This is a genomic window from Saccharothrix longispora (assembly GCF_031455225.1).
Lineage (GTDB): Bacteria > Actinomycetota > Actinomycetes > Mycobacteriales > Pseudonocardiaceae > Actinosynnema > Actinosynnema longispora.
In genome coordinates this window covers 693,209-715,972 of record NZ_JAVDSG010000001.1, presented here as the reverse complement: position 1 = coordinate 715,972, position 22,764 = coordinate 693,209, and the positions used below count along the sequence as shown (strand labels likewise).

General features: G+C 73.6%; 17 protein-coding genes. 8 read left to right on the top strand and 9 right to left on the bottom strand.

The window, feature by feature from the left end; all coding sequences use genetic code 11:
- Positions 1 to 180: 180 nt before the first annotated feature.
- From J2S66_RS03145 to J2S66_RS03135, 3 genes are all read right to left on the bottom strand, one after another.
- Positions 181 to 597: a hypothetical protein gene (locus J2S66_RS03145; protein WP_310303555.1), complete on the bottom strand. Its 417-nt coding sequence runs from the start codon at positions 595 to 597 to the stop codon at positions 181 to 183.
- Entirely contained in the window at positions 597 to 971 is a 375-nt protein-coding gene (locus J2S66_RS03140; RefSeq protein ID WP_310303553.1) for a hypothetical protein, read from the bottom strand. Before J2S66_RS03140 ends, J2S66_RS03145 begins: the two co-directional genes overlap by 1 nt.
- 81 nt (positions 972 to 1,052) lie before the next feature.
- Positions 1,053 to 3,539, bottom strand: coding sequence for a hypothetical protein (locus J2S66_RS03135; RefSeq protein ID WP_310303551.1), 2,487 nt, complete (start codon positions 3,537 to 3,539; stop codon positions 1,053 to 1,055).
- A gap of 177 nt (positions 3,540 to 3,716) precedes the next feature.
- Between J2S66_RS03135 and J2S66_RS03130 the strand changes: the two genes are divergently transcribed.
- Positions 3,717 to 5,132 carry an aminopeptidase P family protein gene (locus tag J2S66_RS03130; protein ID WP_310303549.1) on the top strand — a complete coding sequence of 472 codons (1,416 nt, stop codon included), beginning with the start codon at positions 3,717 to 3,719 and terminating at the stop codon, positions 5,130 to 5,132.
- 84 nt (positions 5,133 to 5,216) lie between these two features.
- On the opposite strand, the gene J2S66_RS03125 is transcribed toward J2S66_RS03130, so the two are convergent.
- Entirely contained in the window at positions 5,217 to 6,488 is a 1,272-nt protein-coding gene (locus tag J2S66_RS03125) for a hemolysin family protein (protein WP_306745224.1), read from the bottom strand.
- Positions 6,489 to 6,605: 117 nt separating this feature from the next.
- Between J2S66_RS03125 and J2S66_RS03120 the strand changes: the two genes are divergently transcribed.
- A complete protein-coding gene (locus J2S66_RS03120; protein ID WP_310303546.1) occupies positions 6,606 to 7,544 on the top strand; it encodes an effector-associated domain 2-containing protein in 939 nt (312 codons plus the stop codon).
- Here the strand turns inward: J2S66_RS03120 and J2S66_RS03115 are convergent.
- From J2S66_RS03115 to J2S66_RS03105, 3 genes are all read right to left on the bottom strand, one after another.
- Positions 7,541 to 9,478: an MDR family MFS transporter gene (locus J2S66_RS03115; protein WP_374726182.1), complete on the bottom strand. Its 1,938-nt coding sequence runs from the start codon at positions 9,476 to 9,478 to the stop codon at positions 7,541 to 7,543. The genes J2S66_RS03120 and J2S66_RS03115 overlap by 4 nt on opposite strands.
- A gap of 310 nt (positions 9,479 to 9,788) precedes the next feature.
- Positions 9,789 to 11,603: a glutamine--fructose-6-phosphate transaminase (isomerizing) gene (glmS, locus tag J2S66_RS03110; RefSeq protein ID WP_310314633.1), complete on the bottom strand. Its 1,815-nt coding sequence runs from the start codon at positions 11,601 to 11,603 to the stop codon at positions 9,789 to 9,791.
- A 14-nt stretch (positions 11,604 to 11,617) separates the two neighbouring features.
- Positions 11,618 to 11,926 (bottom strand): hypothetical protein, encoded by a 309-nt coding sequence (locus J2S66_RS03105; RefSeq protein WP_310303542.1) that lies wholly within the window; start codon positions 11,924 to 11,926, stop codon positions 11,618 to 11,620.
- Between the two features lie 150 nt (positions 11,927 to 12,076).
- Between J2S66_RS03105 and J2S66_RS03100 the strand changes: the two genes are divergently transcribed.
- From J2S66_RS03100 to J2S66_RS03090, 3 genes are all read left to right on the top strand, one after another.
- Positions 12,077 to 12,700, top strand: a complete 624-nt coding sequence (locus J2S66_RS03100; protein WP_310303540.1) for a Pycsar system effector family protein — start codon at positions 12,077 to 12,079, stop codon at positions 12,698 to 12,700.
- 129 nt (positions 12,701 to 12,829) lie between these two features.
- Positions 12,830 to 13,981 carry a sialidase family protein gene (locus J2S66_RS03095; RefSeq protein WP_310303538.1) on the top strand — a complete coding sequence of 384 codons (1,152 nt, stop codon included), beginning with the start codon at positions 12,830 to 12,832 and terminating at the stop codon, positions 13,979 to 13,981.
- Between the two features lie 212 nt (positions 13,982 to 14,193).
- Positions 14,194 to 15,423, top strand: coding sequence for a S8 family peptidase (locus J2S66_RS03090; RefSeq protein WP_310303536.1), 1,230 nt, complete (start codon positions 14,194 to 14,196; stop codon positions 15,421 to 15,423).
- A gap of 73 nt (positions 15,424 to 15,496) precedes the next feature.
- Here J2S66_RS03090 and J2S66_RS03085 read toward each other — a convergent pair whose 3' ends face one another.
- Together J2S66_RS03085 and J2S66_RS03080 are read right to left on the bottom strand one after the other, a co-directional pair.
- Positions 15,497 to 15,784 carry a hypothetical protein gene (locus J2S66_RS03085; protein WP_310303534.1) on the bottom strand — a complete coding sequence of 96 codons (288 nt, stop codon included), beginning with the start codon at positions 15,782 to 15,784 and terminating at the stop codon, positions 15,497 to 15,499.
- Between the two features lie 63 nt (positions 15,785 to 15,847).
- Positions 15,848 to 18,571, bottom strand: coding sequence for an AbfB domain-containing protein (locus J2S66_RS03080; protein ID WP_310303532.1), 2,724 nt, complete (start codon positions 18,569 to 18,571; stop codon positions 15,848 to 15,850).
- A 138-nt stretch (positions 18,572 to 18,709) separates the two neighbouring features.
- Between J2S66_RS03080 and J2S66_RS03075 the strand changes: the two genes are divergently transcribed.
- The 3 genes from J2S66_RS03075 (at position 18,710) to J2S66_RS03065 (ending at position 22,756) form a co-directional block, all read left to right on the top strand.
- Positions 18,710 to 19,708, top strand: a complete 999-nt coding sequence (locus J2S66_RS03075) for a LacI family DNA-binding transcriptional regulator (protein ID WP_310303529.1) — start codon at positions 18,710 to 18,712, stop codon at positions 19,706 to 19,708.
- A gap of 331 nt (positions 19,709 to 20,039) precedes the next feature.
- Positions 20,040 to 21,551 carry an alkaline phosphatase D family protein gene (locus tag J2S66_RS03070; protein ID WP_310303527.1) on the top strand — a complete coding sequence of 504 codons (1,512 nt, stop codon included), beginning with the start codon at positions 20,040 to 20,042 and terminating at the stop codon, positions 21,549 to 21,551.
- The gene (locus J2S66_RS03065) at positions 21,551 to 22,756 is read left to right on the top strand and encodes a hypothetical protein (RefSeq protein WP_310303525.1); all 1,206 of its coding nucleotides are present in this window, start codon (positions 21,551 to 21,553) and stop codon (positions 22,754 to 22,756) included. The genes J2S66_RS03070 and J2S66_RS03065 overlap by 1 nt, the downstream gene beginning before the upstream one ends.
- The last annotated feature ends 8 nt before the right edge of the window (positions 22,757 to 22,764 follow it).

The following is a 22,764-nucleotide window of genomic DNA, read 5'->3' as shown; positions in this document are numbered from 1 at the left end:
GCCAGGTGATCTTCCTCACGAACGGGTGAGGCCGGAGGACCCCTCCCCCGGCCTCGCGTCCACGACGGCGTGCCCTGCCGGACACCCGTAGTCGTGTTGCCACCGCGGACGGCTGACGGGCACCGCACCGTGGCCGCCGCGGATCGATTACCCCACACGCCGACCGCCGGGACAATCCCGTCAGGCCGCGCGGTCCCCCGCGGCGACGCGGTCCGTGTGCCGCAGCCACAGCAGGCCGAGCACCGGCAGGACGAGCGGCACGAACCCGTACCCGCGGCCGAAGTCCGACCACACCGTGGCGTCCGGGAACGCGCCGGGGAGCAGCAGGCTCGACGCGCCGACCAGCACGACGCCGGCCAGCTCCACCCCGCACGCGAAGTAGGCGACCCGCCGCGGCGCGACCCCGGCCAGCGCCAGCGTGGCCACGACGTACACCGCGGCCGCCAGCGCCGACAGCAGGTAGGCCAGCGGCGCGTCCCCGAACCGGGTGGCCAGCTGCACCCCCGACCGCGCAGAGGCGGCGAGCGCGAAGATGCCGTAGACGGCGATCAGCAGGCGCCCCGGCCCCGACCGGGTGGTCTCGGCGAGCGACCCCATCAGGCGGCCCACACCTGGCTCGCGCGCAGGATCATCGCCGGCACGCTGAACAGCACCACGGCCAGCACGCCCGCGCCCCAGCGGCTCCGGTCGGCCAGCGACCAGAACGCCCCGACCGGCAGCAGGACGACCATCGTGAGCAGGTAGCCGATGAACGTGGGCGTGTCCAGCTCCCGGTCGGCGCCGACGACCCGCACCACGCCCACGGCCAGCTGCGCGAGCAGCCCCAGTTCGAGCAGCACCACCGCGCCGGCCAGCCCGAGGGTGGCCTTGGTGGCGAGGGTGATCGGCTTGTCCGCGACGGCCAGCACGAGCGACCACAGGGCGGCGACGAGCGCCAGGACCGAGAGCGCGGTGGTGAGGGCTTGGATCATCCGGACTTCCCGTGAGCGCGACGACTACCGCGCAACGTACCCGCTGCCACCCGCGCGCCGGCCGGACACCCCGCACCGCCGTCACGGACCGGCCGTGACCCGGGCGAACTCCGCGTCCGAGACCGCCTGCGCGACCCGCGCCACGACCTCGTCGAACACCGGGTCGCGGTAGTAGTCGCCGTGGCCGCGCATCGGCGAGGCCACCATGTCCGGGTCGGGGTCGAGGAACTCGGGGTCGCGCAGCCGCACGTCGTTGCCGCACTTCACGCCCCACAGCTTCGGGCCGGCGCGCAGCGGCTCCTCGGGCCCCTCGGGCCACACCTGCACCGGGCCGCCGAGCGGGTCGGTGAGCCGGTGCACGTTCCACCACCGGTCCCCCAGCTCCCGGTGCAGGTCGGCCAGCCGGGCGTGCCCGAGGTAGTGCGGGAACATCCGCGAGTAGGCCCACTGGAGCTGCGAGCCGTAGGTGACGAGCCCGACCCGGTCCAGGGCGCGCCGGGCGTCGGCCTGCCGGACGTACCGCTCGCCGTCGGCCGGGTCGGGCCGCTCGGCCTCGCGGCGCAGCAGCGACAGCGCGGCGAAGCACACGACGCTGCCCTGGCTGTGCCCGGACAGCACGACCGCGCCCACGTCGTGGTGCACGGCCAGCCGCACGGCGCGGGAGGTCAGCTCGATCGTGGCGCGCCCGCCGTAGGGCGGTGGGCAGATGGGGTGCGCCCCGCGCGGCCAGAACGCGACCAGGTCCCACACGACGCCGACGACGGTGCGCATCTTCCCGCTCTGCCACGTCCGCACGCCCAGCAGCAGCAGGAGCAGCACGAGGCCGGACACCACGAGGCTGCCCAGCGCCCCCAGGTCCTCGGCGGGACGGCTGGACAGCCAGGCGGCCAGGCCGGGCGGCGGGGCGGCCCGCCAGTCGGGGTGCGCGAGCCGGGCCAGCGCGATCCCGCCGGCCGCCACCACGAGCACGCCGCCGAGCAGCGCGAGCGCGCCGAGCAGCCAGTGGTACCGGTACTTCGCCGACGCCACGCGCCGGCCGAGCGCCACCTTGCCCAGGCCCGGCCGGTCCGGGCGGCCCGGGTAGTCGCCCAGCAGGCTCTCCCGCACCGCCGCGCCCACCGGGTGCCGCACCCACGACGCCAGGCCGAGCGCGTACAGCACCCCGGACGCCGTCAGCGAGACCCAGAACGCCCACCCGGGCACGGGCGCCCACCGCAGCACCACGCCCGCGGCCGCCGCCAGCGACCCGGCGGCCAGCAGCAGCGCGGTCGACGCCTGCCGCACCATCGCCGCCGCCACCGGCACCACGACCAGCGCGAACGCGACGGCCAGCACACCCCACAGCCCCGCGCCGACCAGGTAGCTGGTGCTCAGCACCAGACCGGGCCGCCCGGCGGGCGCCGGGTCGCCCACCCACTCCACGACCCGGTACGCGAACCCGCCGCTGAACCCGACGGCCACCGTCGTCGCGACCGCCGCGACGACCACCGCGCCGTAGCCGTGCCACAGGGGTCGGAACCGCGCGTCCACCGCCATCAGGGCGCGACCGCGCGCGCCGCGCCGCAGCCGCGCGCACGCCCCGAGCAGCACCACCAGCAGCGCCATCGCGAGCACCGCCAGCACGTTCGTCACCGCCTCGAACCCGGCCAGCGGCGTCACCGCGCCGGTCCCGCCGGTCGGCTGCCGCCACAGGAACGCGGTGGCCAGGCCCGCCGCGACCAGCAGGTACGCCACCGACGCCCACTTCAGCGCCCGCGAGTCCACCTCCCGCCGGTCCGGGGCCAGCGCCACGCGGGCCACCGCCCACGCCAGCACGACACCGCCGACCCCGATCACCGACCAGGACAGCACCCCGTCGGGCAGGGCGGTGCGCAGCGCACCCGCGTACAGCACGCCCACCACGGCGCACGCGGCGGCGACGTGCGCGTCGCGCAGCACGGGCGTGCGCGGCGAGGTGTGCCAGAACGCGTAGTCGCCGAGGCTGCCCGCGTGCGTCTCCCACCGGTGGTAGGAGCCGCGCGGCTCGTAGAGGAACGTCTGCCGACCGAACCACCACAGCACGGCGATCACCAGCACCGGCGGGACCATGCCGACGAGCAGCATCGCCCCGAACGGCCACCCGGCGAACGCGCCGAGCCACGGGTTGGCGGCCCGGCAGGCCGCCGTCGCGGCGCACTGGCGCACCAGCAGCTCCAGCGACACGTACGCGGTGGTCGTGACGAACATGCAGGTCAGGACGAGGCCGAGGAGCCGCAGCACGGCCTCGGCGAACCGGCCGGGCCCGAGCAGCGCGTACCGGGCCAGGTTGAGGATCGCGAACGGGACGAGCAGCAGCCACAGCGCGCGGCTCGCCCCGCCGGCGGTGAACCGGCCCCAGTGGAACGCCTCGACCAGCCGTTCCCGCACGGGGTGCTCCCCGGGCAGGGTGCGGGCGGGTTTCGCGGCGCGCAGGAAGCGCGCCACGTCGTCGCCCGCCACCGCCGTGGGGAACGGGTCGCCCAGCACGTGCTCCGGCGGGGTGCCGGACACGCCGTGCACCCGCAGCTCGACCACGTCCTCAGGACGCATGCGATCACCTCCCGCGACCGGTTGGTCCCCGATGCCTACCGGATCGGCCGGCGCGGGGAGGCCGTTTCGGCGATCGGGCACCCGGCCGGGGCAGCACGGGGCCCCGACGGGCATCCTGGGAAGCGGCCGGCCGCCGATCGCGACCGGTCGCGACCACGACCCGAAAGGCTGCCCACGGTGACCAAACCCGCCCGCCGCGACCCCAGCAAGCTCGTCGACGCCTCCGGGTTCCGGCAGTTCGTCCAGCACGGCTGGGGCCCCGCCGACCGCGCCGCGCGGGTCGCGCCCGGCGCCGCCGAGGCCGCCGCCGCGCACCGCGCCCGGCTCAGCGCCGCCCTGCCCGGCGCGCGCGTCGCCGTGGCCGCCGGCTGGGCGCCGGTGCGGTCCAACGACACCGACTTCGGCTTCCGGCCCGACAGCGACTTCTCGTGGCTGACCGGCTGCTCCGCCGAGGGCGCCGTGCTGGTGATGCACCCCGTGGAGGGGGGCCACGAGGCGGAGCTGTTCCTGCGCCCGCCGGCCGGTCCGGAGGAGCCGGACTTCTTCGCCAACGCCCGCGACGGCGAGCTGTGGATCGGCCCGGTGCCCGGCCTGGCCGAGTGGACCGAGGCCCTCGGGGTGCGCTGCCGCCCGCTGCACGAGCTGCCGTCGGCGCTGCGCGGCAGGCTGCCCGCCGTGCACGCGACCGCGGGCGTGGACCCGCTGCTGGACGCGCTCGCGGGCGCCGACCACACCGCCGGGCTGCGCACGACGCTGGCCGAGCTGCGCCGCATCAAGGACGACTGGGAGGTCGGCCAGCTCCAGGCGGCGGTGGACGCCACCGTGCTGGGCTTCGCCGACGTCGCCGCCGAGCTCCAGGCGGCGGTGAAGGGCGGCGGCGAGCGCTGGTTGCAGGGCACGTTCGACCGGCGCGCCCGCACCGCGGGCAACGGCCCCGGCTACGCCTCGATCGTGGCCGCCGGCCCGCACGCGCCGGTGCTGCACTGGGTGCGCAACGACGGCCCCGTGCCCGAGGACGCCGTGCTGCTGCTGGACGCGGGCGTGGAGCTGGACACCCTCTACACCGCCGACATCACCCGAACGCTGCCCGTGTCCGGCGCGTTCAGCCCGGCGCAGCGGCAGGTGCACGAGCTGGTCGAGCGGGCGTCGGCGGCGGCCCTGGCCGTGGTCAGGCCGGGCGCGGAGTACCGGGAGTTCCACCGCGAGGCCATGCGGGTGCTCGCCGGGGGCCTGCACGACTGGGGCCTGCTGCCGGTGTCGGTGGACGAGGCGCTCGACCCCGACGGCCAGCACCACCGCCGCTACATCGCGTGCGGCGTCGGCCACTTCATCGGCCTGGACGTGCACGACTGCGCCAACTCGCGCGCCGAGGCGTACCACGACGGGGAGCTGGAGGTCGGCATGGCGCTGGCCGTGGAGCCGGGCCTGTACTTCCACCCGAACGACGAGACCGTGCCGCCGGAGCTGCGCGGCATCGGCGTGCGGCTGGAGGAGAACGTCGTGGTGGTGGAGGACGGTCACCGGCTGCTGTCCGGGGCGCTGCCGGCCGACGCGGCCGGCCTGGAGGCCTGGGTGGCCGCCGCCGGTCGCTAGTGCGGAGGAGTTCACCCGGACCGGTCACGATCCCCGTTCCGGTCCGTCAGCGCGGCGAGGGCCCGCCCCGGTGGGCGGGCCCCGTCACCGCTGCTGCCTGCGCAGCCGCACCTGGGTGATCGCGTGGTGCTCCACGCCGAGCACCTCGATGCCCCAGTTCGACACGGCGACGCGGTCGCCGGGCCGCTCCGGGATGCGGCCGAGCAGCACCAGCACCAGGCCCGCGATCGTGGCGTAGTCGCCCTCCGGCGCGTCGGGCAGCTCCACGCCCAGGTCGACCAGGTCGTGCACGGGGAACGTGCCGGGCAGCACCATCGACCCGTCCGCGCCGTTGCGCACCGCCATCACGTCGCGGTCGGTCTCGTCGAGGATCTCGCCGACGATCTCCTCCAGCAGGTCCTCCAGCGTGACGATGCCGTCGACGGCGCCGTGCTCGTCCACGACCAGCGCCATCTGCTCCCGCTCGGCCTTGAAGCGGCGCAGCGCGTCGGAGACCTTGACCGAGTCGGGGAACACCAGGGGCGTGCGGGCCAGGTCGACCAGCGTCGCGCCGTCGTCCAGCAGGTCGCGCAGGTGCACCAGGCCCACCACGTCGTCGAGGTGCCCGCCGCGCGCGACGGGCGCCCGCGAGTGGCCCGTGCCGACCAGCTCGGCCCGCGCCGTCGGCACGTCCCACCCGGCGTCCAGGGTGACCACGGCGCGGCGCGGCACGAGCACCTCGCGCAGCCGCCGCTCGTCGATCTCCAGCGCACCGTTGATGATCATGCGTTGCTCGGCGTTCAGGCCGCGCTGCGCCGACACCAGCTCCCGCAGCTCCTCCTGCGACATCTGCTCGGACTCGGCGTCGGGCTTGCCGCCGAGCACGCGCACCACGACGTTCGTGGACGCGCTCAGCGCCCACACCACCGGCCGCGAGACGGTCGAGAGGAAGTCCAGCGGCCGGGCCACCAGCAGCGCCCAGCGCAGGGCGTACTGCATGGCCAGCCGCTTGGGTGCCAGTTCGCCGAACACCAGGGTGAGGAACGTCAGCACGATCGTGACCAGGGCGATCGCCACCGCGTTCGCCGCGGTGCCGAGGAACGACAGCAGCGGCGTGATCGGTCGGGCCAGCGACACGGCGGCGGTCGCCGAGGCCAGGAACCCGGCGAGCGTGATGCCGATCTGGATGGTCGCGAGGAACCGGTTGGGGTCGCGGGCCAGCCGCACGAGCGTGTGCCCCGACTTCCCGCCCTCGCGCTCCAGCGCCCGCAGCTGCCCCTCCCGCAGCGAGATCAACGCCATCTCCGAGCCCGAGAACAGCGCGTTGAGCAGCACCAGGACCGCGACCAGCGCGATGGTGAATCCGTACCCGTCCACACCCACTCCGTACCCCGATCGCCCGGGGGCACAACGCTACCGGCGCGTTGCTCTTTCCGAGTGGCACGACTGCCCGGCCGGCCCCGCACTGGGCTACAACCATGACGGGGAGGTCACATGGGGTCGGACGCGCTCCACCGGTCGTTCGTGGTCGTGGACGTCGAGGGCTACGGCGACCCGACGCGCACGTCGCCGCACCGCGGCGCGGCGCGCGAGGGCATGTACCGGGTGCTGATGACGGCGTTCGCCGAGTGCGGCCTGCCGTGGGACGACAAGTCGGTCGACGACGCGGGCGACGCCGTGCTGGTGCTGCTGCCCGCCGACGTGCCCAAGAACCACCTGGTCGAGCAGCTGCCGGAACGCCTCGCCGCCGCGTTGCGCAGGCACAACCACGTCCACGCGGACGGCGCGCGGCTGCGGATGCGGTTGGCCGTCCACGCGGGCGAGGTGCACTACGACGACCGCGGCCGGACCAGCGAGGAGATGATCTTCGCCTACCGCATCCTCGACGCGCCGGCCGCCAAGCTGGCCCTGCGCGCAGACCCCACCGCCACGCTGGCACTGGTCGTGTCCGAGGAGTTCTACCGCTCCGTCGTCCACCACGACCCGGCCGCCCGACCGGGTGATTTCGAGCGGGTGGGGGTCCGGGTCAAGGAGGTCGACACCCACGTCTGGCTCCGTCTGGTGGACGGCCGCACGCTCGGCAACGGCTCCGCCGGCGCCGTCGACACCCGCCCCGCCCCCACCGGTCGTCGTCCCCCCGGCCCCGACCGGCTCGGCCTCGCGGAGATGAGCCGCATCGTGGACGTGCTGCTGGGCACACCCGGCTTCCGGACGCCCGCGGAACGCGACCTGCTGGTGACGTTCCTGCCGTTCGCGGGCGCGATCGGCCGCCACCCGGCCAACCGGACCGACGTGATGAGCATCCTGCTGACCAGCCAGGACTACCCGAACGGGGTTGAGCGGCTGGTCGAGTGCGCCCGCATGTTCGCCGAGGGCTCCACGGCGATGGCCGAGCTGGACAACCTGATGGCGGACCGCCGGCCCGGCGCCTAGACGGGCGCCGCGTGGCGCCCGGTGGCCAGCGCGCGGCCGGTCGTGGACAGCTCGGCGGCCAGCCGGTCGACGGCGGCGGCGAACTCCGGGTCGTCGCAGTTCCAGTCGTCGAGCCTGGCCAGCAGCCAGCGGCGCCAGGACGCGACCAGCTCGGCGAACACGGCGGTGCCGGCGGACGTGAAGCGGTACTGGTCGGCGGTCTCGACCAGGTAGCCGCGGGTCTGGAGCTGGCGGGCGACCGGTTCGAAGACGCCCGGCGGGACGCGGGTGTCGGCGGCGAGGCGGTCGAGCGTGGCGGCGCCGTGCGCGACGCTCTGCCGGAACACCCGGACCATCAGCCACGCCTGGGCGTGCGTGAGGGGCACCCCGGAGGAGGCGAGGACGTCGGGGGTCGGGTCGCGGCGCTCCCGGCTGACGACGAGGGCGACCAGCTTGTCCAACTCGTGCCCGGAGTCCCACGTGCGCGGTTCGGCGAAGTTGTCGCCCACGGCGGTCGCGGAGGCCCGCGCGGTGTCGCGCAGGGGCACCTCGCGCAGGAACAGCGCGACGACGAACGCCACGGCGGCGACCGGCGCCGCGGACAGGAACACGGTGTGCAGGGTGTCGCTGTACGCCTGCACGATCGGCGCCTTCAGCTCGTCGGGCAGGGCGTGCAGGGCCTGCACGTTCGACGCGGCGCGCGGGTCCACGCCCGGCGGTGTCGCGGCGGCCAGGTTGCCCGGCAGGTTCGAGGCGTACACCGTGCCGAAGACGGCGACGCCGAACGAGCTGCCCAGCGTGCGCAGGAAGCTCACGCCGGACGTGGCCACGCCCAGGTCCTCGTAGCTGGTGGTGCTCTGCACGACGACCATCGTCACCGGCATGCACATGCCCACGCCCAGGCCGAGCACGAGCATGAACACCGACGCCTGCCAGAACGACGTCGACGGCGTGAGCTGGGCCAGCAGCAGCAGGCCGGCGACCATCATGACGCTGCCGACCAGCGGGAAGACGCGGTAGCGCCCGGTCTTGGAGATGACCGTGCCGGTGGTGACCGAGGCGAACAGCAGGCCGACGACCAGCGGCAGCATCTCCAGGCCGGACTGGGTGGCGGACGCGCCGTGCACGTACTGGAGGTAGGTCGGCAGGAACGTGACGCCGCCGAGCATCGCGAACCCGACGACGAAGCTGAGCACCACGCACACGGTGAACGTGCGGTTGCGGAACAGGCGCATCGGCAGCACGGGTTCCGCGGCGCGATTCTCCACGAGGACGAACAGCGCCAGCGCGACCAGCGAGCCCGCGGCCATCCACAGGATCGTCGGCGAGGCCCACGGGTACTCCACGCCGCCCCACGACGTGACGAGCGTGAGGCCGGTGGCGGCCAGGCCGATGAGCAGGACGCCTGCGTAGTCGATGCGCGGCTTGACCCCGGCCCGCACCCCCGGCAGCGCGAACGCGCCCACCGCGAGCACGACCACGCCCAGCGGCAGGTTCACGTAGAACGCCCACCGCCACGACAGGTGGTCCACGAACAGGCCGCCCAGCAGCGGGCCGACGACCGTGGCCACGCCGAACACCGCGCCGATGAACCCCTGGTACTTGCCGCGCTCGGACAGCGGCACGACGTCCGCGATGACCGCCGCCGAGGTCACCATCAGGCCGCCCGCCCCCAGGCCCTGCACGGCGCGGGCGAGGATGAGCCACGTCATCGAGTCGGCCCAGCCGCACAGGAACGAGCCGGCCATGAACAGCACGACGCTCGACAGGAACGCCTTCTTGCGACCGAACAGGTCGCCGAACTTGCCGATCAGCGCCGTCATGATCGTCTCGGCGAGCAGGTAGGACGTGACCACCCACGACAGGTGCCCGCCGCCGCCGAGGTCGCTCACGATCGTGGGCAGCGCGGTCGCCACGATCGTCTGGTCGAGGGCGGCGAGCAGCATCCCCAGCATGATCACCGCGACGACGGCGTTCCGCGCCCCGTGCCCGACCTCGCCCCGTTCGACCACAGTGGACCTCCCCGCCGAACGATAAAGCGCCCCCCACCCCCTCGCGAGTCGTAACCCCACGCCGCGCGAGTCGTAAGCCCACGCCGCGCGAGTCGTACGTCCAGGACCCGAGAGTCCAACGTTCAGGGCCCGAGAGTCGTACGTCCAGGGCCCGTGTGTTCTTTACTCGCGAGTGAAGAACACACGGGACCTGAACGTTGGACTCTCGGGCCCTGGGGTTACGACTCGCCCGGGTCGGGCTTACGACTCGCGGTCATTCGACGGTCACGCTCTTGGCCAGGTTGCGCGGGCGGTCCACGTCGCGGCCCAGCGAGCGGGCCAGGTGGTAGGCGAACAGCTGGAGCGGGACCGACAGGGTGATCGGGCTCAACGCGTCGTGCGCGCGGGGCACCCGGATCACGTCGGTGGCCAGGCCGGGCGGCAGGTCGGCGTCGGTGATCGCGATGACCGGCCCGCCGCGCGCCTTGATCTCCTCGATCGTGGCGACGTTCTTCGGCAGCAGCTCGTCGTCGGGCACCAGCACGACGGTCGGCATGTCCGGGTTGATCAACGCCAGCGGGCCGTGCTTGAGCTCGGACGCCTGGTAAGCCTCGGCGTGCACGTAGGAGATCTCCTTCAGCTTCTGCGCGCCCTCACGCGCCACCGGCCAGCCCCGGACCCGGCCGACGAAGAACATGTGCTCGGCGCCGGCGTACCTGCGGGCCACCTCGGCGATATCGTTCTCCGCCGCCAAGATCTGCGCGATCGTGTGCGGGAGTTCACCCAACCCGGTGACGACCCGGCGTCCCTCGGTGATGGACAGGTCGCGCACCCGGCCGAGGTCGAGCGCGAGCATCGCCAGCGCGACCGCCATCGTGGTGAACGACTTCGTCGCCGCAACCGACACCTCGGGCCCGGCGTGCAGGAAGATCCCGTGCCCGCACTCGCGGGCGATGGTGCTGCCGACCGCGTTGACCACGCCGATGACGTGACCGCCCTTGCGCTTGAGCTCCTGCACGGCGGCCAGCGTGTCCAGGGTCTCCCCCGACTGGCTGATGGCGACGTACAGCGTGTCGGGGTCCACGACGGGGTTGCGGTAGCGGAACTCGGACGCGGGCTCGGCGTCGGCGGGGATGCGCGCCAGCTCCTCGACCAGCTGCGCCCCGACCTGCCCCGCGTAGTACGCCGACCCGCAGCCGAGCAGCTTGACCCGGCGGATGCGCTGGTAGTCCTGCGGGGTCAGGCCGACGCCGTCCAGGCGGGCGGACGAGAACCGGTGGTCCAGCCGGCCGCGCAGGCAGCGGTCCACCGCGTCGGGCTGCTCCCGCATCTCCTTGTACATGAAGTCCGGGTGCTCGCCCAGCTCGTACTCGGCGGTCGGCACGTCGATCGCGGTGGGCGTGCGGGTGGTGGAACGGGCGTCCATCGTGGACGTCCGGTAGCCGTCGGCGGTGACCGTGGCGATCTCGTCGTCGTCGAGGTAGATCACCTGCTGGGTGAAGCGGACCAGGGCGGTGACGTCCGAGGCGATCAGCATCTCCTGCTCTCCCACGCCGAGGACGACGGGGCTGCCGCGCCGGGCGGCGACCAGCTCACCGGGCCGGGCGACGTCCATCACGATCACCCCGTACGTGCCCTCCACCCGGGACAGCGCTTCGCGCACGGCGTCTTCGAGGGTGTCTGCGGAACTGCGCGCGACCAGGTGGGCCAGCACCTCGCTGTCGGTGTCCGAGGCCAGCTCCACGCCCTCGGCGCGCAAGCGGTTGCGCAGCCGGTCGGAGTTCTCGAACACGCCGTTGTGGACGATCGCGACGCGCCGACCGGAGTCCACGTGCGGGTGGGCGTTGCGGTCGCTGGGCTCGCCGTGCGTGGCCCACCGGGTGTGCGCGATGCCCACCGGGCCGCCGGTCCCCTCGGGCACGGCCCGCCGCAGGTCGCCGACGCGACCGGCGGTCTTGACGACCTGGAGCTCCTCGCCCGCGACGGCGATGCCCGCCGAGTCGTACCCGCGGTACTCCAGCCGGTGCAGCCCTTCCAGCAGCACGGGCACCGCGTCCCGCGGCCCCACGTACCCGACGATCCCGCACATCGCAGCCATCCCCTCTAGCCGTAGACGATCCGGCGCAGCTGGCGCTCGGACAGCGGCGGCGCGACCACCGGCCGCACGTCCAGCTCCTCGCGCAACAACGCCCAGATCCTCGCGTTGGCCACCCCGTCGCGGCGGAGTTCGGCGTGCCTGCGCAGCACGTACTCCTCCGCCGTCTCCACGAAGTAGCCCATGACGTCGGACACGACCCGCCGCGCCAGGGCGGGCGGCAGGCCGGTCGTGCGGACCACGTGCCGCAACAGCTCCTCCGGCACTCCCGTGTGGGGCTGTTCCCACCGCTCGTCGGGCCGGCGACCGTCCTCCACGGACCCAGCATGACGACAGCCGACCCACCGGACCAAATGCCGTGCCCGGATTCGGGCACGGCACACCGCGGCGCGCGGCGACGGAGCGTCATCCCGAAGCAACCGGACCGAACCCACGAGCAGCCGGGCGGAACCCGATATTTTGGGTTCGTGACCGACACCCGACAGGGCCTCGCGGGGCGCTCCGCTCCCCGCCCTGTTCCCACCGCTCCTCCCACCGCTGTTCCCACCGCCCCACCACGTGCCCGCGCGGGAGGCGACCGCGCCGCGGACCGATCACCCCGGTTGCTGTCCTGGCTGCAACGCGTGCACGCGAGCGGCCGCGAGGACCTCTGGCGCGGTGACGGCCTGGCCGCCCTGATCGTGATCGGGCTGGCACTGCTGGCCGGGCTGGTGTCGCAGATCGCCGCGGACCTGCCCCGCCTGGAACTGCTGGTGGTGTGCCTGGCCGGGCTGCCCGGCGCCTACTCGCTGATCTGCGCGGTGCGCGTCGCCCTGCCCCGGGGGCTCGCCCCGGCCGACCTGACGGACCGTCGCCCCGGTTCCTGGCCCCACTCCCTCGGCAAGACCCCCTCGACGTTGATCACCGCCTACGACGAGGCCCTCGACCGCGAAGCGGAGGACACCGCCGCCGACGTGCAGACCATCGCGGGCATCGCCGCGCGGAAGTTCGCCCTGGTCCGCCGCGCCGTGCGCTGGCTGATCGTCACGGTCGGCGTGCTGGTCGCCGCGCTGCTCGTCGGCATCACGCGCCTGGTCCTGCTGCTGACCTGATCGGGCAGGTCCTGCCGCCAGGGGCGGGACGGGTTCACGGGCAAGCGGGTCATCCCCGCCGCGGCCCCTTCCCCCGCGGGCGCGGCGACACCATCATCGTCACAGGGGAGAACCTACGAGGGGGTCCGCATGTTCGGCACGCGAACGTCCGAGAACCGGCGGTCACCGGCGGTCCTCGCGCTCATGAGCGCGGCGGCCATCACCGCGGCGGGCATCACCGCGGTAGGCGTCGGCGCCGCACCGGCCCTGGCGACCGTGAGCATGGTCGCCTCCATCACCCAGGAGGAGGGCGAGTACGAGGCCCGCTTCCCGGACGTGGTGAAGCTCGACGACGGCAGGCTGATGGCCGTCTGGCACCGCGCCACCGCGCACGCCGGGGCGGTCGGCACGATCCAGCTGTCCTTCGGCGGCCCGGACGGCCGCACGTGGAGCACCCCCGCGCCCGCGCTGGCCGACCCGGGCACGATGGCGGGCCTCGACACGCGCGACCCGAAGCTCGGCAAGATGAACGACGGCAGCGTCGTGCTCACCTTCTTCGTCCCCGGCGGCCGGGTGTTCTACTCGGTGTGGAAGCCGGGGTGGACGCGCTTCACCGACCCGGTCCAGCTCACCTCGCCGGACATCACCACCGGCATCTACAGCCACGGCGGCGCGTTGGCGCTGGCGGACAGCGGCACGCAGGTGGACCAGGTCCTCATCCCGGTCTACACGACCGGCACCGGGGGCGGCGCGCACTTCATCCGGGCGACCTGGCGGGCCACGCTCGACCCGCGGCTGCTGGTGTCCGGTTCCCGCAGGATCATCGGCAACGCCAACCCGCCGGGCCGCACCTACACCGAGCCGAGCTTCGTCCAGTTCGGCAGCACGGTCGTCGCGGTCGTCCGGGCCGAGCAGGACGGCGGCGGCTCACCGGCCATCGTCGTCCGGTGGAACCCGTACACCGCCACGCCGGCCTTCGCGTACCAGAGCTTCACGGGCGTCCTGGCCAACTCCCACCACCTGCTCAGGACGGCGAGCGGCAAGGTGCTGTTCACCTACGGCGACAAGGCGCAGGCGAACCGGCCCACGGTCGGCATGGTGATCGACAACCCCACGTCCGCGTGGGTGAAGAACCCCGTCGTGCCGCTCTACAACTCCGGTTCCGCGGACCAGGCCAACCCGTCGAGCGTCGAGATCTCGCCGGGCACGTTCATCACGCTCGGCTACAACGCCAAGCCGAAGTCCTCCTCGCCCACCGGCGGCACCCTCTGGGTCGTCGAGAGCCACACCGCCGACTACTGAGCCCGTCCGCGGAACTCGTCCGGTCCAGCGTTCACCCGTTCGTCCTGACGACGGCGACCGGACGCAGCACCGCCCACACCGACGGCTGGAAGATCGCCCCCGGTGGCGTGCCGTTGAACTCTGATCGGCCCTGTCGGTGCTCGCCGCCACGTGCTGTTGTTCAAGGACTCCGACGTCGGCACCGGGCCGACTCCCTGCACGCTGGAGGAACCGTGAGGATCAGGCACGCGGCGGTGGCCGCGTCACTCTTAGCCGGGCTGGTCGCCGCGCCCGCGCACGCCGCACCCGAGGGTGCGGTGCTCTACAGCGGACACCCCGACGCCGTGGCGGGCAGCTACATCGTGGTGCTCGCGGACGGCGTCGACGCGGCCTCGGCCCGGTCCGCCGTGAGGGGCGTCCGAGGCGTCACGCACACCTACACCGCGGTCCTCGACGGGTTCGCCGTGCGCACCGACGCGAGCACCGCCCGCCGGCTCGCGGCCGACCCGCGCGTGGCGTACGTGGCGCAGGACCTCGTGGTCCGCCTGCCCGAGGGCGACACCGCCACCCCGGCGGCCCCGCCCGGACCGTCGGCGCAGGCGCTCGGCCTCCAGCCGTCCCCGCCCTCCTGGGGCCTCGACCGGATCGACCAGCGCTCCCTGCCGCTGGACTTGAAGTACTTCCACCCCAACACGGCCGGCGGGGTGCGGGCCTACGTCGTCGGGACCGGCATCCGGTACACGCACCAGGAGTTCGAGGGCCGGGCCGTCCCCGGCTACGACGCGATCGGCGGCGTCACCCCGCCCGGCAACGACTGCAACGGCCACGGCACGCACATGGCGGGCACCGTCGGCGGCGAGACGACCGGCGTGGCCAAGGACGTGACGCTGGTGTCCGTGCGGGTGCTCAACTGCCAGGGCTCCGGCGCGTTCTCGCAGGTCGTCGCGGGCATCGACTGGTTGACCCAGAACGCGGCGGCGAGCGGTCAGCGGGCGGTCGCGCTCATCACCCTGGGCAGCACGACGAACCTGGCGCTCAACAACGCCATCACCAACTCCATCAACGCGAACGTGCACCACTCGGTGGTGTCCGGTGCGTCGAACGCCAACGCCTGCAACTACTCCCCCGGTTCGACGCCCCTGGCCACCACGGTCGGCGCGACGGACGCCAACGACAACAAGGCGAGCTTCTCCAACTTCGGCCCGTGCATCGACGTGTGGGCGCCGGGCGTGAACATCACGTCGGCGTGGGGCACGGCGGACAACGCCTACTCGACCATCAGCGGCTCGACGGCGTCCGCGCACGCGGCGGGCGTGGCGGCGCTGTGGCGGCACCGCTTCCCGGCCGACTCGGCCGTCCAGGTGGCGGCGGCGCTGGTCGCCAACGCCACGCCCGGCGTGGTCGTCAACCCCGGTACCGGGTCGCCGAACCTGCTGCTGTTCTCGGCGATGATCCCGGTGTGACCGCCTGCCGTGACCGCGGCGTCGAGCGGCGTCGCGGTCACGGGGCGCGACCTCGCCGGTCGCCCCGTCCCCGCTACCCGGCGATCGCGCCGGCCAGCGGGAGCAGGGCGCAGACGAACGTCATCCCGACGTAGGGCGCCCAGGCGCGCGGACGGCCCCGGGCACCCGCCCAGGTGCCGACGACGGCGACCGCCCAGACCAGAGCGGAGCCTCCCGCCGACACGACCATCGCCCACTGCCCGGCGGCGCAGGTCGTGGCGGGTGGGCAACTGGTCGGGGTGAAGGCCACCAGGCCGTACACCATCACGGTCGGCGCGAGCAGCGAGATCAGCACCGTGCCCAGCACGGCGAGGCCCTTCATGGACCCGCACGGTAGCAGCACCACCGTGCGGGTCCGTTGTACGCGTCAGTCTGTTGTGGACTGCTACGGCGCCCAGGGCGCGGTGACGGCCCAGGTCGTGTCCGCGTCGTAGGAGGACGGCGTGTCGTAGGCGTGGGCGCCGCCGCTGACCGCGACCCACACCTCCGCGGCGTGGTGCCGCACGGAGGCGCCCAGTTCGTTGACCGACTGGAGCTTCACGCCGCCGTTGCCCGGCTGGGCGCAGAACGTCGCGTCCCGCCGGTACAGGTCGGTGTTCTCGCTCGGCGAGATCCGCACCCGGAAAGCCTGGTGCCGCAGGTACTGGCCGGGCACGTTGCGCGACTCGAACGAGTAGCACGACGGCTCGGCAAGGCCGCGCCGCACCACGAACGTCGCATCGCCCTTGAGCAGCGCCGCGCTCCCGGCGTTCACCACGTCGGTGCGCGCGACGCCGGCCTGGTGCCGCAGGTAGCGGTCGGTGAAGCCGGCCGTGGTGACGCGGAACGACCGCGCCTGGTCCAGCGGCAGGTCGGCGCCGCTGCGCCACAGCGGGACGACCGCCGCCCACGTGGTGTCCGCCGCGAAGCTCGTGGCGGTGTCCCACGGGTTCGGGCCGCCGGAACGGGCCAGGTACACCCCTTCGGAGTAGTGGCGGACGAAGTGGCCGGGCAGGTTGCGCGACTCCAGCGCCGTGCCACCCCAACCGGACCGCGCGCAGAACGTCGCGTCACCCGCGAAGCCCGCCGTGCCGTCGTCGGCGTCGGAGCGCACGCGGTACCCGGAGTGCCGCAGGAAGCTGCCTGGGAAGTTGCGCGACTCGAACGACAGGCACGCCGCGTCGGCCAGGCCCGGTCGGACCCGGAACGTGGCGTCCAGGCGGCCGGTGTCGTCGCCGATCACGTCGGTGCGGGCCAGGCCGGCCCGGTGCCGCAGGTGCCGGTCGGTGTAGCCGGGCGTGGTGACGCGCAGCGAGACCGCCTCGCCGCGCCCGACCTCGGTGCCGTCGGCGAGGGCCAGGACCCGCTGGTTGACCTCGCGCACCCGCGCCTCGGTCACCTTCAGCACCTGCCGGTCGTAGGTGTAGAACCCGTTGACCTCGTTCTCCACGTCGTAGGGCTCGGTGTAGACCGACGCGGACAGGCCGCGGGTGTGCACGAACCGACCGACCTCCTTGGTGATCTCCACGTACCGGGTGGTCAGCGACGTCTCGTCGGGGAACAGGTCGCCGTAGGCGAAGCCCGCGCCGGGCTGCCACTCGTGGCCGGCGACGCGGCGCCCGAGGCCGCCGAACTCGCCGAGCACGGCGATCCGGTTCGCGTCGGGCTGCCGCGTGGCCGACGACATCTGGTAGGCGTGGTCGTCGATGACGTCGCCGTTGCCCGGGTCGGGGTCGGAGACGCAGCAGTTCGAGCCGGAGTTGTGGTTGACCAGCCGGGTGTCGTCGATCGACCGGACGAGGTCCACGATGCGGCCGGCGTCGTACTCGCCCCAGCCCTCGTTGAACGGCACCCACTGCACGATCGACGTGATGCCCTTGAGCTGGTCGAGGACGCGCCGCAGCTCGGACTCGAAGTGGGCGCGCCCGTTCGGCACCTCGTCCACGGCGTCGAGCGACGGCATGTCCTGCCAGACCATCAGGCCGAGCCGGTCGGCGTGGTAGAACCAGCGGGCCGGTTCGACCTTGATGTGCTTGCGCACCATGTTGAAGCCGAGCGCCTTCTGCCGCTCCAGGTCGAAGCGCAGGGCGGCGTCGGTGGGCGCGGTGTAGATGCCATCGGGCCAGTAGCCCTGGTCCAGGGTGCCCAACTGGAAGACGAACTCGCCGTTGAGCAGCGGCCTCATCACGCCGCCGACCACCGCCTTGCCGAGCGACCGCATGCCGAAGTAGCCGGTGACGACGTCGGTCCCGAGGGTGACCCGCAGGTCGTAGAGGAACGGGTCGTCCGGGGACCACAGCCGGGCGTTCGGGACGGGGACCCGCAGGTGCGCGCCGGTCGTGCCACTGGCCGTACCGACGACCCGACCGCCGGTCAGCACCTCCGCGCGCACCTGCCGCCCGGCCGTGCCCTGCACGACCAGGTCGAGGACGCCCGCGGGGACGTCCGGTGTCGTGTCCAGGCGGGTGATGTGGTCGGCGGCGACCGGTTCCAGCCACACCGTCTGCCAGATGCCGGATGCCGCGGTGTAGAAGATGCCGCCGGGATCGCGCCGCTGCTTGCCGATCGGGTACGAGCCGCCGTCGACCGTGGACCGCACGCCGACGACGACCTCGTTGGCGCCGGCGCGCAGGGCGTCGGTGACGTCGAACGAGAACGCGTCGAAGCCGCCGGTGTGCGTGCCGACGCGGGTGCCGTTGACCCAGACCCTGGTCTCCCAGGTGACCGCGCCGAAGTTCAGCTTCACCCGGCGGCCGTTCCAGCCGGCCGGGGTGGTGAACGTGCGGCGGTAGTACATGTGGTCCTCGTGCCGCTTGATCCCCGAGAGGGCCGACTCGATCGGGTAAGGCACGAGCACACCTTCGGGGAGCGTCCGACCGATCGGCGGCGTGTCGAGGTTCGGGGCGCCGGCGAACTCCCAGACGCCGTTGAGGTTGAGCCAGTCGGTCCGCACCAGCTGCGGTCTCGGGTACTCCGGCAGCGCGTTGGTCGGGGACACCTGGCCGGTCCACGGCGTGGTCAGCGGCGCGGGTTTCGGCTGCCAGACGGCGGCGGAGGCGGCCGCCGGGACGGCCGGCACGAGGGTGCTCAGGAGGAGGAGTCCGGTCAGCCCGGACAGCAGCTTGCGCATCGGCGCTCCACGGTCGACAGGGTGCGGGTGACGTGGGTCACTTCGTTCTTACATCGTTGGTACAACGTTGTAAAGCCATCCGGGGGCCGGCTACCATTCCGGTCGTTCCCGAGACCACGACGCAGGCGGAGGCACCGCTTGGCCACGCTCAAGGACGTCGCCGCGCTGGCCGGCGTGTCGGTGAAGACCGTGTCGAACGTGGTCAACGGCTACGCGTTCGTGAAACCGGAGAACCGCCGCCGGGTCGAGCAGGCGCTGGAGGCCACCGGCTACCGGCCCAACCTCGGCGCGCGCAACCTGCGCCGGGGCCGCACCGGTTTCCTGGCTCTCGTGGTGCCCGAACTGGTCGTGCCGTACTTCGCGGAGCTGGCCGGGCTCGTGCTCGGGGCGGCGCGGGAGCTGGAGTGGAACGTCCTGATCGAGCAGACCCTCGGCACCCGCGAGGGCGAACGGGACACGCTGGCCGCGCTCGGCCCGCACATGATCGACGGCGCGATCGTCAGCCCCGAGGCGCTGGAGGCGCGCGACTTCGGCGAACTGGCCCCCGGCATCCCCGTCGTGATGCTCGGCGAGCACTCCGTGGACCTGCCGATCGACCACGTGGGCATCGACAACGTGGAGGCCGCCCGCACCGCGGTGGCGCACCTGGCGGGCCTGGGGCGCACCAGGATCGCCGCGATCGGCGCGCACCCCCACCGAGGCACCGCGGCGCAGCGCCTGGAGGGCTACCGGCTGGCGTTGGCCGACGCGGGCCTGCCGGTGCGCGACGACCTGATCGCGACCGCGCTGGACTACCACCGCCGCGACGGCGCGGAGGCCATGGCGCGGCTGCTGTCCGCGCCCGAGCCGCCGGACGCCGTGTTCTGCTTCAACGACCTGCTCGCCACCGGCGCGGTGCGCGCGGCGGCCGAGCGCGGGGTCCGCGTGCCGCACGACGTCGCCGTCGCGGGCTTCGACAACACCGAGGAGGGCGCGTACAGCCTGCCGTCCCTCACCACCGTCGCGCCGGACAAGGTTGCCGTCGCGCGGGCCGCGGTGGACCTGCTGCACCGGCGCGTGGAGGACCCCCGACGGCCGCCGGAGCACGTCCGCACACCGTTCTCGTTGCGGGTGAGGGAGAGCACCGTTGGCACCTGAGCACGTGGGCGCCCGCCGGTCCCGAACGTAGAACTCACCACTCCCCGACGTACGACTCGCGGGACCTGGACGTACGACTCGCGCGAGAGTCCAACGCCCCGGTCCCGCGAGTCGTGCGTCCGGGTCGCGCGAGTCGTACGTCCAGGTCGCGCGAGTCGTGCGTCCGGGTCGCGCGAGTTCTGCGTTGGGACCTGTGGGTCGTGTGTTCGGGGTGCCGTCTTGTGTTGTCGTGACAGCCGTCCGATTCTGTCCGTGATTCACACACCGCTCACCTTTCCGGTGTACGCAGGGACCGCAGCGATCTTCCCGGCCCTGCACCGAAGGAGAGCCGATGTCCCCGTTGACCCGCCGCACGCTCATCGCCAGCGGCATAGCCAGCGCGGGGGTGGGCGTCCTCGCGCCCGCCACCGCGAACGCGTTGGCCTACCCGTTCACGCTGGGCGTCGCCTCGGGCGAGCCCGCGGCGGACGGTTTCGTGATCTGGACGCGCCTCGCTCCGAGCCCGCTCGACGCCGACGGCCTCGGCGGCATGACGGGCGCCGCGGTCACCGTGGAGTGGCAGGTGGCGGCCGACCAGCGGTTCACGCAGGTGGTCCGCAGCGGCACGTACGGCACGACGCAGGCGTGGGCGCACAGCGTGCACGTCGAGGTCGCCGGGCTCCAACCGGGCCGCGAGTACTACTACCGGTTCCGCGCCGCCGGGCACATCTCGCCGGTGGGCCGCGGCGTCACCGCGCCGGCGGTGGGCACCAGCCCCGAGCTGACCATGCTCTTCGCCTCCTGCTCGCACTACGAGGAGGGCTACTTCACCGCCTACCGGCGGATGGCGGAGGAACACCCGCACCTGGTCCTGCACCTGGGCGACTACATCTACGAGGGCGGCGCGACCACCACGAAGGTGCGGAGGTTCGCGCCGGCGGCGGAGATCGACGGCCTCGCCGACTACCGGATCAGGCACGCCCAGTACAAGACGGACGTGGACCTCCAGGCCGCGCACGCCGCCGCACCGTGGCTGGTGGTGTGGGACGACCACGAGGTCGAGAACAACTACGCCAAGCTGGTGCGCAACGACTCCTCCCCCGCCGGCGACTTCAGGGCGCGGCGGGCGGCGGCGTACAAGGCGTACTACGAGCACATGCCGCTGCGGTCGGCGCAGGTGCCGGTCGCGGAGGACATGCAGCTCCACCGGCGGGTGCGCTGGGGCGACCTGGCGACGTTCCACCTGCTCGACACCCGCCAGCACCGCGACGACCAGGCGTGCGGCGACGGCACGAAGGTGTGCGCGGACGCCGACGCACCGACGCGCACGCTGACCGGCGCGGCGCAGGAGGCGTGGCTGCTGGACGGGATGCGGCAGAAGCTCGGCACCTGGGACTTCCTGGGCCAGCAGGTGTTCTTCGCGCAGAAGCTCGCCTCCGCCGACGGCGCGAGGTCGATGGACTCGTGGGACGGCTACAGCGCCAACCGGGGCCGGCTCCAGCGGGGCTGGGACGCGGCGGGCCTGCGCAACACCGTCGTGCTCACCGGTGACGTGCACCGCTCGTGGGCGGCGAACCTGATGAACGACTACACCGCGCAGGACCGGGTCGTCGGCACCGAGCTGGTCACGACCTCGATCACCTCCGGCGGCGACGGCAACGCGGCCGACAACGGCCTGTCGAGCCTGAACCCGCACGTCAAGTTCTACAAGAACCTGCGCGGCTACGTCCGCACGCGCACCACCCCCGCGCAGGTGACCGTCGACTTCCGCTTCCTGGACAAGGTCACCACCCGCGACTACCCGGTCCGCACGCTGCAGAGCTACGCGATCGAGGCGGGCAACCCCGGATTGCAGGCGCCGTGATGAACGTGGAGAAGCTGACGATCCCCGCCCTGGTGTGCGGGCTGCTCCTGGCCGGCGCGGGCACCGCGTCCGCCGCGGTCACGTGGTCGGCCGCCAACAGCACCGCCACCGGCGACCAGGACAACGCCGCCGTGTCCGCGGTGCGCAACGGCTGGACCGCGGTGGTGTGGGAGGACGACCGCGACGACGCCACCCCGGCGGACCCGCTGCACAGCGACGTGTGGGTGCGGCTGTTCAAGGACGGCGCGTCCCGCTACGAGAAGAAGCTGTCCGCGGGCGGGAGCGGGAACTGGCGGCACGTGCAGCCGGACGTGGCCCTGCACGACGACGGCAGCGCGGTCGTGGTGTGGGCGGAGGACGCCGACGGCAACGGCTACTACAACATCCAGGTGCGGGCGCTGTCGAACTCCGGCGCGGTGTCCGGGTCGGCCGTCGCCAACGCGGACGCCTCGGGCCGGCAGAGCGCGCCCGCCGTGGGCGCCGACCCGGACGGCGCCGGGTTCGCGGTGGCGTGGGAGGACCAGCAGGCCTCCGCCGCCGCCACGGTGCGGGTGGCCGGGTTCGCGTCGATCACCGCCAAGTCCTACGAGGTGCGGGCGCACGCGGCGGGTGGCACGCACCAGCGGCCGGACGTCGCGGTGGGCGCGGCGGGCAACGCGGTCGTCGCGTGGGCCGAGGACGGCGACGGCGACGGGGTGTTCGACGTCGCGCGCAAGGTCCTCACGCCGACCGGCGGGGTGAAGGTCGCCCAGGCGACCGCGAACGCCACGACCACCGGGCAGCAGCGCCGCCCCTCGGTCGCGGCGAACTTCAACGGCGACTTCGCGGTGGCCTGGGAGACCGACCACACGGGCACGGCCGCGGTGGGCGTCCGGTCGTTCAGCGCGGCGGGCGCGGCGCGGACGGCGTCGGACACCGCGCTGCCGGGCGCGGACCCGCAGGTCGGCGTCGACGACCAGCTCGGCGTGGTGGTCGCGTGGGCGCAGGCGCAGGACGTCGTGGCGCAGGGCCTCAACCCGGACGGCACGGTCGAGGGCCGCCTGCCCCGCCAGACCACCGTGTCCACCGCCACCGGTCGCCAGGACGAGCCGGCGCTGGGCGTCGACGCGTGGGGGCGGATCACCGTCGTCTACACGGACGACAACGACGGCAACGGCTTCGACCAGGTCTACCTGGGAACAGGACTGGTCAACAGCACGTGGTGACGGCGGCG